This window comes from Streptomyces sp. NPDC054932, from assembly GCF_053610205.1.
In genome coordinates this window covers 1-11,174 of the sequence record NZ_JBSGXU010000241.1, presented here as the reverse complement: position 1 = coordinate 11,174, position 11,174 = coordinate 1, and the positions used below count along the sequence as shown (strand labels likewise).

General features: G+C 70.5%; 12 protein-coding genes and 2 pseudogenes. 7 read left to right on the top strand and 7 right to left on the bottom strand.

What is annotated here, in order from left to right; genetic code table 11:
- Positions 1-754 precede the first annotated feature (754 nt).
- On the bottom strand, positions 755-1,180 hold the full coding sequence (locus ACWGE1_RS36980; protein WP_189736115.1) for a MarR family winged helix-turn-helix transcriptional regulator: 426 nt from the start codon (positions 1,178-1,180) through the stop codon (positions 755-757).
- Positions 1,181-1,387: 207 nt separating this feature from the next.
- On the opposite strand from ACWGE1_RS36980, the gene ACWGE1_RS36975 reads away from it, so the two are divergent.
- On the top strand, positions 1,388-2,032 hold the full coding sequence (locus tag ACWGE1_RS36975) for an MBL fold metallo-hydrolase (protein WP_453424846.1): 645 nt from the start codon (positions 1,388-1,390) through the stop codon (positions 2,030-2,032).
- 4 nt (positions 2,033-2,036) lie between these two features.
- Here the strand turns inward: ACWGE1_RS36975 and ACWGE1_RS36970 are convergent.
- Positions 2,037-2,138 (bottom strand): annotated as a pseudogene (locus tag ACWGE1_RS36970) (IS5/IS1182 family transposase); the annotation flags it as partial.
- A 138-nt stretch (positions 2,139-2,276) separates the two neighbouring features.
- Between ACWGE1_RS36970 and ACWGE1_RS36965 the strand changes: the two are divergent.
- Positions 2,277-3,014, top strand: a complete 738-nt coding sequence (locus tag ACWGE1_RS36965) for a dienelactone hydrolase family protein (protein WP_453424845.1) — start codon at positions 2,277-2,279, stop codon at positions 3,012-3,014.
- A 99-nt stretch (positions 3,015-3,113) separates the two neighbouring features.
- Positions 3,114-3,380 carry a hypothetical protein gene (locus ACWGE1_RS36960; protein WP_453424844.1) on the top strand — a complete coding sequence of 89 codons (267 nt, stop codon included), beginning with the start codon at positions 3,114-3,116 and terminating at the stop codon, positions 3,378-3,380.
- 65 nt (positions 3,381-3,445) lie between these two features.
- On the opposite strand, the gene ACWGE1_RS36955 is transcribed toward ACWGE1_RS36960, so the two are convergent.
- On the bottom strand, positions 3,446-4,000 hold the full coding sequence (locus ACWGE1_RS36955; RefSeq protein WP_453424847.1) for a MarR family winged helix-turn-helix transcriptional regulator: 555 nt from the start codon (positions 3,998-4,000) through the stop codon (positions 3,446-3,448).
- A gap of 231 nt (positions 4,001-4,231) precedes the next feature.
- Here ACWGE1_RS36955 and ACWGE1_RS36950 point away from each other — a divergent pair, with 231 nt between their 5' ends.
- The 3 genes from ACWGE1_RS36950 to ACWGE1_RS36940 all read left to right on the top strand — a co-directional run bounded on the left by ACWGE1_RS36950 (position 4,232) and on the right by ACWGE1_RS36940 (position 7,318).
- Positions 4,232-5,302 (top strand): alkene reductase, encoded by a 1,071-nt coding sequence (locus ACWGE1_RS36950; protein ID WP_453424843.1) that lies wholly within the window; start codon positions 4,232-4,234, stop codon positions 5,300-5,302.
- Between the two features lie 41 nt (positions 5,303-5,343).
- Positions 5,344-6,249 (top strand): NADP-dependent oxidoreductase, encoded by a 906-nt coding sequence (locus tag ACWGE1_RS36945; RefSeq protein ID WP_453424842.1) that lies wholly within the window; start codon positions 5,344-5,346, stop codon positions 6,247-6,249.
- A gap of 274 nt (positions 6,250-6,523) precedes the next feature.
- The gene (locus ACWGE1_RS36940) at positions 6,524-7,318 is read left to right on the top strand and encodes an alpha/beta fold hydrolase (RefSeq protein WP_453424841.1); all 795 of its coding nucleotides are present in this window, start codon (positions 6,524-6,526) and stop codon (positions 7,316-7,318) included.
- Positions 7,319-7,557: 239 nt separating this feature from the next.
- Here ACWGE1_RS36940 and ACWGE1_RS36935 read toward each other — a convergent pair.
- From ACWGE1_RS36935 to ACWGE1_RS36925, 3 genes and pseudogenes are all read right to left on the bottom strand, one after another.
- Positions 7,558-7,737, bottom strand: a pseudogene (locus tag ACWGE1_RS36935) (transposase); the annotation flags it as partial.
- A gap of 54 nt (positions 7,738-7,791) precedes the next feature.
- The gene (locus tag ACWGE1_RS36930; RefSeq protein WP_453424840.1) at positions 7,792-8,409 is read right to left on the bottom strand and encodes a hypothetical protein; all 618 of its coding nucleotides are present in this window, start codon (positions 8,407-8,409) and stop codon (positions 7,792-7,794) included.
- A gap of 911 nt (positions 8,410-9,320) precedes the next feature.
- On the bottom strand, positions 9,321-9,572 hold the full coding sequence (locus ACWGE1_RS36925; protein WP_453424839.1) for a hypothetical protein: 252 nt from the start codon (positions 9,570-9,572) through the stop codon (positions 9,321-9,323).
- Between the two features lie 331 nt (positions 9,573-9,903).
- Between ACWGE1_RS36925 and ACWGE1_RS36920 the strand changes: the two genes are divergently transcribed.
- Positions 9,904-10,188, top strand: a complete 285-nt coding sequence (locus ACWGE1_RS36920) for a hypothetical protein (protein WP_453424838.1) — start codon at positions 9,904-9,906, stop codon at positions 10,186-10,188.
- A 372-nt stretch (positions 10,189-10,560) separates the two neighbouring features.
- Here the strand turns inward: ACWGE1_RS36920 and ACWGE1_RS36915 are convergent.
- Positions 10,561-11,174, bottom strand: a 614-nt coding sequence (locus ACWGE1_RS36915) for a 2'-5' RNA ligase family protein (RefSeq protein ID WP_453424837.1), incomplete at its 5' end; no start/stop codon positions are given.

The following is an 11,174-nucleotide window of genomic DNA, read 5'->3' as shown; positions in this document are numbered from 1 at the left end:
GTGGAGGGGGCGAAGGCCTTCGCGGCTGCCCTGTGCGGGGTGGTCTGTGTACCGCTGCCGCCTCGCCTCCAGGCCCGCCAGATTCGTCCCCGGGACCGGCCCGTCCGCCCCTGAGCAGCTGAGTGTCAGCGGCTGCTCCCGGTCCTCGGTGACGCGGGGCTGGACGCGAGCAACACCCACAGGGACAGAACCCAGGCCGATGGACCCCGGCCCGAGGCGATGCCCCGTGCCGCCCTGTTCCGGGTGGATGAGACAGTCGAGCCGAGAGTCTTGCTGCAGAGGCCGGTGGTGCCGAGCAGCGCGCCGATCTGGTGACAACTACCCTGCCTCACTCACACATAACCACAGGTCATCACCCAGCTCGGTGACGGCCACCGTGCGTCGGCACACCCACCCGGACGCGAGCTGTCCGGGTGGGACGCCGCCGCGTTCGAACGCGTCAACGCCAGGCACTACCCGGAAGACGGGTGCAATGGCCCATGCGGGGAGCCGCTTCCGGACGGGCTGCTCCCAGCCCCGTGGCGCTGCCGACCGCGGGCAGGGTCCCCGGCTGCCGTCACACGTCGCCGACCACCGTCCCGGTCGTCGCTCCCGCTTGTCTTCCTCGGACCGCGCACGCCTGTCTGTGGCGTCGGAATCCGAGGACGGCCCCGTGCACGACCAGCATGGGCATCCCGGACGTCACGCGCACCAGACTCGTGACCTGCAACTTCACAATGCACAGCGCTCGATGACCCAAACGACAGTCCCGGGGCTACTTGCCATTCAAGTGTGTGGTCAGGCGTGATAGCAGAGGCAGCGCCGCCTCAAGCGTCTTTCGTTCATCGGAACTGAGGACATCGTTGATCGCGGTGCCGAGCCAGTCCGCACGCCTTCGGCGCTCCTCGGCCAGACGGCCACTTCCCGTCGGCGTGAGGTGGAGCAACAGCTTGCGCCCGTCGCTGGGGTGCGCCTCGGCATGCACAAGGCCCTGAGCCAGGAGTTCTTTGACCGCCTTGGCAGCCGACTGGTGGCTGACTCCCCGCTGTTGTGCGATATCGGCGGTGGTCAGCGGGCCGCTGCGGTCCAGGTAGCCCAGGACGGCGGCCTCGCCGGGCGGCATCTTGTCGGCAGTGCGCACAGTGCGTACGAGCCGTCCGATGGTCAGGCGAAGTTCTTCAGCCAGCTGATTCTCGTCCATGATGCCAGCTTAGCCACATCCATAAACCAAACTGTACACCTTGGCTACATTGTTTGCCCTGGCGCTACAGGAGTGCCGGCCGACCTGCGCCGTAACGAGGGGCGGGGGCGCCGGAGTCAAGTCGCAGGCGACGCTCACGGCGCGATGTCCACAACCGGACTGTACAGTTTGGTTGTAGATATTCGGTCGGCTCGGAAAGGACCTGCTGTGAAGCTCACCAAGCACGCCCATGCCTGCGTCACGCTCGAGAAGGACGGCACCCGCCTGGTCATCGACCCCGGCACCCTCACCCCGGACGCGGCGGAGGCCGTCACCCAGGCTCACGCCATCCTGATCACCCACGACCACTTCGACCACTTCGACGAAAAGCTCGTCGCTGCCGCTCTCGAAGCCCAGCCCGGGCTGCAGGTCTACGGCACTGCCGCAGTCGCAGCCGCCCTCGGCGGCCACGATGGCCGCGTCCACGCCGTCGCCGCGGGCGACACCTTTGGCGTCGGTTCCATCACCGCCACCGTCCACGGCCACCGCCACGCGCTGATCCACGTCGACATCCCGTGCCCCGACAACGTCGGCTACCTCCTCGACGACGGAGCCGTCTACCACCCCGGCGACGCCTACTGCGCGCCCGACGCCCCCGTACGCACCCTCCTGCTGCCGACCAGCGGCCCGTGGACAAAGCTCGGCGAAGCCGCCGACTACGTCCGCACCGTCAAGCCCGAGCGCATCATCCAGATCCACGAACTCATGCTCAGCGACCTCGGCCGGCACTCCACCGCCAATCTCCTCGGAGAGCAGGGCCTGACCGGCACCCCGATCGACCGCCTCGAGCCCGGCACCACCGTCCGGCTGTAAGAGCTCGTGCCCAACGGATGCAGAGCCGGCGGTAGCCGTGGAGCCAGGCGATGGTCCGTTCCACGACCCACCGGTGGACGCCGAGGCCGAAGCCGTGCGGGATGCCGCTGCTGTGTTCTCTTACTGTCACGGAAGTGGGTGAACGGGGCCTGTCCACTGTCATCGGGTGAGAGATACCCGCGCTGTTCTGCCAGCGGCAGAACACCGGCCGGACCGGGCTCGACGATCACTACAGTCCAGTCTTATGACGACGACTACGACGCGCACGGTCGAGTATCCGGCCGACGGTTTGACGATGATCGGGCACCTCGCGCTCCCGGCCGGTGTCGACCGCCGGCCCGCGGTGCTGCTCGGACCAGAGGGCATGGGGCTCAGCGACGTCGAGCGCCGCCGGGCCGATGCTCTCGCCGAACTGGGATATGTAGCGCTGGCCTTCGACCTTCACGGCGGGCGCTATTTGGGCGACCCCGAGGAGATGCTGGCCCGTTGCCTGCCGCTGCTCGCTGATCCCGACCGGATGCGGGGCATCGGCCATGCGGCACTCGACGTGTTGCGCACCGAACCGCGGACCGACCCAGACCGGATCGCCGCCGTCGGCTACGGCACCGGGGGCGCCGTCGGGCTGGAACTCGGGCGCGGCGGCGTCAGCCTGCGCGCGATCGGGACAGTCAACGCACTGACCACGGGCCGACCGGGCGAGGCGGCGCGCATTCGCTGCCCGGTGTGGGCCGGGGTCGGGTCGGAAGACCCGATCATGCCGCCCGCGCAACGGAACGCGTTCACCGCTGAGATGCAGGCCGCGGGCGTCGACTGGCGCCTCACGGTCTACGGCGGCGCCTTGCACGCCTTCCATCACCCGCCGGTCGACCACCCCGTGGTCCCCGGCGTCGGCTACCACTCACGGCACGCGCAGCGAGCCTGGCGCGACGTCGTCGACCTGCTCGCCGAGTGCCTGCCCGTGACGGAGGATCTGGGGGCATGAACCAGGTGCGCATGCCGGCGCCGGGCCTGGTCGGCGTCGGGCGCTGACAGTCCCCTCCCCTCAAGTGATCGCCCGCCGTACCCGTGGCCCGCCGTATCCGTGGCGCGCCGTATCCGTGGCCCGCTGTTCCTCACCGACCGCAAGGCCTCGGCCGGAACGCCGACGCTTGACGTGTGCCCCGAGACCGGCCGGGCCCGGCTCTCCTACCGCCGGGCTGAGGAAATCTTCGAGGAGAACACCCGGCTGCTGGCCAACCCGCTCGCCTCACCCGGGGGCATCGAGGACCTGGACGGCTTCACACTCCACCGGCTCCGCCACAGTGCCCTCGCACACGACGCCGAGGACGGCACCTCCATCCCCGGGTGATCACGGTTCCGGCAGGCCGGCTGCTGGCGATCTGCACCGGTGCCCGTCCGGGGGCCGCGTACCGATCAGGCTGTACCTCGCGGCCTCCAGGGTTCCGTGTTCGGCTCCGTGGGCTGGGCGTCGGCGCGTACGAGATTCTGCTCCAGGCGTTCCAGGGTGGTGAGGGCGTCGGCGCGTTCGTCGTCCGAGAAGCCCGCGGCCGAGAGCTCCTCGAGTTGGCTCCAGACCTGCTCCACCTCCCTGCGCAGGGCGTGACTGGCCGCTGTCGGTTCGATGAGCGAGGCGCGCTTGTCGGTGGGCGAGGGGCGGCGGCGGACGAAGCCGGCCTGCTCGAGGCGGCGGACCGTGCGGGTCATCGTGGCGGCGTCGGAGTCCATCAGTCGCACCAGGTCGATCTGACGCTGGGGACCGAGTTCCCACAGGTGCATCATGACCAGTTCCTGGCCCGGGTGCAGGCCGATGCGGCGCAGCAGCTGTCCCGCGAACATGCGGTGCAGCCGGGCCAGCCGGAAGATCGCGTGACTGATCGGTCCGCCGGCGGCCGCGCCAGGGACCGGCACGGTGGCTTTCCGTTCCGCCGCCCCGGAATCCTGCCCGGCCTCAGACGTGGACTCGGCCATCTCTTCCCCGTTCTCCTGTTTGAACAGGAGAACTCTACCTTCATCCAGGTGCATCAGAAGCGCTTCTGTTCGTCGAGCGGCACATATGGACAGGTCGAAGTAGCTGCATGCCTCGCTTGCCAGGCTGCGGGAAGCATGTTTACTGTTCAGACAGGTAATTTACTTGTTCGGACAGTAAACGGCTGGTGCGGGCCACGGTGCGCCCGGCCCGCAGAGCACCAGGGAGCGACCATGACCACTGCTTTCGATCCGATCGTCCTGGGAGGCACGCGCCTCGCGAACCGAGTCGTGATGGCGCCGATGACACGCAGCCGCGCCCACGGCCCGGACTCGGAGCCGACCGAGCTGATGGCGGCCTACTACGCGCAGCGAGCCGGCGCCGGGCTGATCGTCACCGAGGGCGTCCAGCCCTCGCCCGTCGGTCAGGGCTACCCCGACACCCCCGGCCTGCACACACCGGGCCAGGTGCGGGCGTGGCGGACGGTGACCGACGCCGTGCACCGCGAGGGCGGGGTGATCTTCGCGCAGCTGATGCACACCGGGCGGATCGGTCACCCCAGCCTGCTGCCCGACGGCCTGACGCCGGTGGGGCCCTCTGCGGTCGCAGCCCAGGGCCGGGTCTACACCCACCAGGGGCCGCAGGACTTCGTCACGCCGAAGGAACTGAGCGAGGCGGAGATCCGGCAGACCATCACCGACTTCGCGGCCGCGGCGCACCACGCCGTCGAGGCCGGATTCGACGGCGTGGAGATCCACGGCGCCAACGGCTATCTGATCCACCAGTTCCTCGCGGACAACACCAACCACCGCACCGACGCCTGGGGCGGATCCACCGAAGGTCGGATCCGCTTCGCCGTCGAGGTCGTCACGGCCGTGGCCGAGGTGATCGGCGGCCAGCGAGTCGGTCTGCGGATCTCACCCGGAAACCGCTACAACGACATCGTCGAGGACAATCCGGGCGAGATCTACGGGGCACTGCTGGACCGGCTCGCGGGTCTGGATCTCGCCTATCTGCACCTGATGGAGGGACCCGACTCCGCACTGACCCCGCAGCTGCGCAAGGAATGGCCCGGCACCTTCGTCCTCAACCCGTTCACCCACCCCGACGTCACCGGCCCCGACGCGCTCAAGCTGATCGAGGACGGGAGCGCGGACATGGTGGCCTACGGGGCGCTGTTCCTCGCCAACCCCGACCTGCCCAGGCGTCTCGCCGCCGGCGGCCCCTTCAACGCCCCGGACCAGGCCACCTTCTACGGCGGCGACCACCGCGGCTACACCGACTACCCCACCCTCACCGCTTGAGCGCCGGCCCCGTCGGCGGGGCCCCTACCTGGGAGTTCCTGATGTCCAAAGCGATCGCCTTCTCCGAGTACGGCACGCCCGAGGTGCTGCGGCTGTCGGAGGTCACCGTCCCGGAGCCCGGCCCGGGCCAGGTCCGGATCCGAGTGCGGGCCGCCTCCGTGAATCCACTCGACATGAAAATCCGCTCCGGCCTGATGGCCGGCGCCGTCCCGGCGCGCTTCCCCGTGGTCCCCGGACTGGACGCGGCCGGTGTCGTCGACGCGGTCGGCGAGGGAGCCGACGCAGCCGTGGGCGACGAGGTCCTCGGTGCCACCGCGGGTGGCAGCTACAGCGAGTACGCGCTGCTGGAGCGGCCGGTCGTCAAGCCCGCAGCGCTGTCCTGGGAGGTCGCGGCATCGCTGGTGACCGTCGGCCGGACCGCGTTCCGTGTCCTCGCCCAGCTGGGCGTGCGCGAGGGGCAGACCCTGCTCGTCCACGGTGCCGGCGGCAGCGTCGGTGTCATCGCGGCGCAGCTGGCCGTCACCCGCGGCATCACCGTCCTCGCAACGGTCGGCGAGCACGACATCGAGCGGGTCACCGCCCTCGGCGCCACCGCCGTCCGCTACGGCGACGGCTGGGTGCAGCGGGTGAAGACTGCGGCGCCCCAGGGAGTCGACTTCGTCCTCGACGCCTCAGGCGCCGGCGTCCTCGCCGACTCCGTCGCCCTGACCGGCGACAGCGCACACGTCATCACCATCGCCGACATGTCCGCCGCGCAGCACGGCGTCCGCTTCAGCGCCGGCAGCGCCGACCAGACCGAAGACGCCCTGCCTCAGCTGGTCGAGCTGGCCGCCGACGGCAAGCTCACCCTGCCCATCTGGCGGACCTATCCGCTCGAGGAGGCCGTCACCGCGCACGCCGACCTGGAAGCCCACCGCAACCGCGGCAAGGCAGTCCTGCTGCCCTGACCATCAAAGCTGCCGCCTCGTGCTGCGCACGAGGCGGCCCCGAGGCCGCAGACGGTCATCCCCAAGCCGGTCCGTCCGCTTCGGCGGCTGCGCACCGCCGTAAGCCGCAGCAGCAGCCTCACGACGCTCGCCGACCGGCTGCGCAGACCGCTCGATGCCAGCGCGACCGGAGCAGCCCCTGCCCCGAACCCGGCCGGGCCCTGCCGCTGGCACGGGCGCCGGTCCGCCTGCGACCCGAACGACCTGATCCCCACACCCGCAGAATGGAATACCCATGTCCGCACACACCCTGCCCGAGGCCACCTTCGCCCGCACCGTCCTCGGCTCCGGCCCCGGTCTCGCACTCGCCCATGGCGCCGGCAGCAGCGTGGCCGGCACCTACGGACCGATCCTGGAGGGCCTGGCCGCCCGCCACACCGTCGTCGGCGTCGACTACCCCGGCAGCGGCGACACCCCCCGCTCCACCACGCCGCTGTCGCTGGACGACCTGGCCGACCAGCTCATCGCCGGCGCCGTCGCCGAAGGCATGGACACCTTCGCACTGTCCGGCTACTCCCTCGGCGGCCCCGTCGCCATCCGCGCGGCAGCCCGACACCCCGAGCGCGTCACCGCCCTCGTGCTGACCGCGACCTTCCCCTACCGGGACAACCACCTCGCTCTCGCCCTGCCCATCTGGCGCAAGCTGGCCGAGTCCGGCGACCGCGACGTGCTGGCCGAGTACCTGACGATGATGGCCCTGGGCGCCGACGCACTGGAAGCAATGCCGGCCGAGCAGCTCCAGCAGGCGATCGGGTTCACCGCCGCCAGCGTCGCCGACGGCACCCCCGAACACGCCGAGCTGGCCCCCCGGGCCGACGTCCGCGACGACCTGCCGCACATCACGGCACCCACCCTGGTCATCTCCACCACCCAGGACCGGTTCACCTCCACCCGCCTGCACCACCAGCTCGCCGACACCATCCCCGGCGCCCAGCTCGTGGAGATCCGCACCGGCCACCTGCCCATGGTGGAACGCCCCGAGGAATGGCAGAACCTCATCACCACCTTCCTCGCCCGGCAGACCACCTGAGAGCCCCGAGGAGCCCCGGGCGGCGTCCCGCGGCTCCTGATTTCGTGTCGGCGCCGTCCTTCAGCGCGGGAGCGTCCGAGGGCCCGTTGTTCTAGCCCCCTTTGGCGGCGGTGTGCTGGTGGGCCCGCACGATCGTGGAGTCGATGGAGACCAGCCGGTCCACCTCGCCCGTGGTATGGGCGGGGCGGCCAGGAGGTCGAAGGTGCCGGCGGCGGCCCAGCGGGGATGCGTCCGTGGACTGTCTGCCACGGTCCGAACCGCTCGGGCAGGTCCCGCCAGGGCACACCGGTGCGGAACTTGAACACGATGCCTTCCAGCACCTGACGGTGATCACGCCACCGCCCACGGGCCCGGCCCACCGGCGGCAGCAACGGCCCGATCACCGCCCACGCGGCATCAGACAACTCGGCTTCGCTCACGACCGGGCCAGCATCCGGTGATCGGAAAGACACTCCCTATCGCCTGGAACGCGCTCAGCCCGGCAAAAGCGGCACCAGCGACAATGCGCCGCCAGCCAGAAACAGGAGCAGTCCGCCCATACTGCGAGCGTAGATCTTGAACAGCACGCGGCCCCACGCCAGATCGGTGGAAGCCCTCCCGGGTCTCTGCGGGTCGTAGGCGAGCGGAGGCTGCGGTCCGCGGAACTTGCTCCGGTGGTTGTGCACGACACCGTCGGTGTCGGTGTATTTGTACCAGGCGGCCCCGCCCGTGGTCCTGAAGTCGAGCCTGGCGACTGTGGTGATCCCGCGCCTCCTCAGCGGGAGCTGGAGCCGTGCTTCCTCTGCCACGAAGAGCAGGATGAGCAAGCCGCTGAAGAACGGGATCGCACCGCCAAGCACGAACTTCAGTTCCGGCCCGCGGGTGACGCCTGACCAGATCGCGTACCCGAGATAGGTGAGAACAAGAGTGCCGAGGATCGTCAGTGACACGTAGTCCGTCAGCCTCGACCTGTCCTTCCTCTCCTCTTCTTGAGGCTGTTCCAGAGAGGTGACGGTGACCCGGGTACTTCCGCCCGGGTTCCGCTGCTCGGGCAGAGCGGCGGTCAGCGCGGTGACGAACGCCGTGGCGGCCGTCGCGTTGCCGCCGTCCACCCGATGCACGACCCGTCGGTCAGCACGATCTCGACCTCCCGCCCACCGTCGGTCCGGGCTTCCTGGACCACCGCGAACGGGATCTCGGTGCGGGAGGCGCGGTCGACCATCCGAATGTCGTCTGCATCGAGCACTGTCTCGGCGTGGTCGCCGCGAAGTATCTGGGGAGAGACCATCCGTATTCGACCTCCTGGGGGTGACGCACCGTCATTCGGCGTTTCGCTTCCGGGGAACCTATCGCGAGCGGCGGGCTGCTGCGTCAGCACTCCGGGGTGGCCCATCCTGACTGCGGGAACGGGCCGCCAACCGGAAGTAGGAGGGCACGAAAGATGGTTGGTCCGTCGGCCACAACACCGCCCTGACAAAGAACGGAACATTGCCGGGCGCCTGATCAACACAGCGCCGGCCCGGTGTCCGGCGGCGGGGGGCTTGCGGTCCTCCGAGACCCCTGCGGGCGAGGCCCGGCGGGCCGGGCGGCGTGGGGTGGACGGTGGCGCATCCTGAGACCGCGAGCAGCGCGACAAGGAGTAAAGCCAGGGACGAGTGACGCATGCCGCCACCGGGCTGTCGAAGCCCCACAGCGCATCCCTCTGACGGCCCTGCCGCGCCTGGGGGGGCAGATGCGACAGCCGTCACACGTCGCCGCGCCGGCAGCACACGGCCGTGGCGGTGGACCGGCCGGGCGGGTGCTCCGACCGGCCGGCCGACTTTGCCGCAGCGGCACGGATCCCGGCGCGTCACGTCGGCCACGGCGCATCTGCCCGGCTCGTCGACGAGCTGCTCGAACAGCCGGCAGCAGACCAGGACCTCGGGCGGCGACGACCGTCCCCCGCTCCGACGGCGGCAGGGGCCGACGCGCCTTTCACCGTGTTGGCCGGCCCCGGACCTTCTCGTGGACGTACTGTCCTCGGCTACTCAACCTCATGCGCGGCCCAACGAACCCACGCGTCCAGCAGGGTAGCGATCACGGCCGCGCTTACGCCGGGGCCCTCCAGGCGTTCGATGTAGGCCTGGAGCCGGTGCTGTGAGCCGCTCGGCCACAAGGGGTCTGCCGCTGCCAGCCGTGCGAGTTCGCCGGTGGGGGTGTCGCGGTCTTCGAATTGGCGGAGCCAGGTGCCGAAGGCTTCGTCCCGGCCGGATCGGCGCCGCTCGTGCGAGGTCATCACTGCTCTCCAGGTCGCTACCGACGAGCACGCGACAGCGCTCTTGCCCGCGGGTCGATCGCGCGTGGGCCCACATGGCTGCGGGCACTGCGACATTCTGGAGGGAGCCAGGACCCGCGCGCACGATCCCAATCGGGATCGGCCGATAGTGAGCGACGTCGGACGACAGGTGATTGCAGATCTGGTTGGCCGTTTCCCGGTCTCGACCCCCGAACGTTTCACGGCGCGGTGGACAGCGCTACGCCGAATTCCGCTTCGCGCGCGGGTCAGTGTCCACTGCGGCCAGGCCCAGTTCTTCTTCCTGGACGACGCCGGTGGCTCCGACATATGGATGGTCGCCGAGAACGGCCGGCTGATCCGGTACGCGGCCGAGGGCGACCCCGAATGGGAGGGCGACCCGCTGCCGTGGGAGACCCTCGCGGCCGACGAACCGGGCTTTGACCTCGAGTACGACGAGCCCAACGCGGGCACCACGGGCGCACGGTCCGCCTGCGGGCACCTCTCGGTCGACCCCGGCGAGGTCGGCCCGGACACCGAGCGGCGGGGCCACGGCTGGCTGGCCCTCACCGCACCGGGCGTCGGCCACAGCATGTTCCCCGGGACGCTCCGCCTCTAGCGCCCGTCCGAGGCCATCGAGGCTTACCTGGGCGAAGTCGACGCCGAGGACCTGGACTCCGGCGACCTCTCATGGCCGCTGGTGAACGCTCTTCGACGTGCGGCAGGAAGCTGCGAAGAGCCCGGCGTGAGGTTGCTGTTCTGCCCGTCTGCTGCTGCGCCCGCAGCGCGGCAGCAGACGGGTCCGGACTGCGGCATCCGTCCGAACCTCCACGGCCTGGGCCACCGCGTTCTACCGTGGCCGGTGGCACCCGCCGTAGGAGGAGCCGCCTGGCGAGCGCCTTGTCGGCCGCGTCACTCCAGAAGGCTCGGGTGCGTACTCATGACTTCGTTGCATGCCGGCCGGGCCGGCCGAAGTCCGTGCCGTGTCCGATCAGACGGGCGATGGCGGCGGAGGGCCGTCCGGAAGGGCCTGATTCTCCGGGGGATGTACATCGCCGCTGCCGAGCAGGACGCGGGCCCGGACCCGCATCGGCTCGTCGCCGCGCCGGGACAGCAGGACGAGCTCGTCGACCCGGGCCGTCATGGGGCCGAGGAGGGCCTCCGCCTTGCGGGCGAGGGAGCGCGGGTTCGGGGTACGGCCGAGGGACAGGTGCGGGGTGAAGCCGTGCGAGTGCGATCCGCAGAGCGGGAAGCGGAGCTCGAGGGACTCCCACAGCCGCTCCCAGGGCTCGTGGCCGGCGGCGGCCGGGTCGAGCCAGACGGTGGCGTCCTCGCGGTGTACGAACCAGTGGACGCCCGCCAGGCGGGCGGTGAACGGCGGCGTTTCCGCGAGCGCCGCGGCGACCAGCGGCAGGGCCCGGGCGAACTCGGCCTCCGGGACGAAACCGAAGAACACGTTGACGTGTGGCGGCCAGCGGTGGATCTGCCGGTCGTGCTCGCGGCGAATGTGCTGGATCGGCGGCCACAACTCCGCCGGCGGCAGCCAGGCGACGGAGGTGCGGTTCGTCGACGGGACGACGAGGACATCGCCGGGTGCCGGGGCCG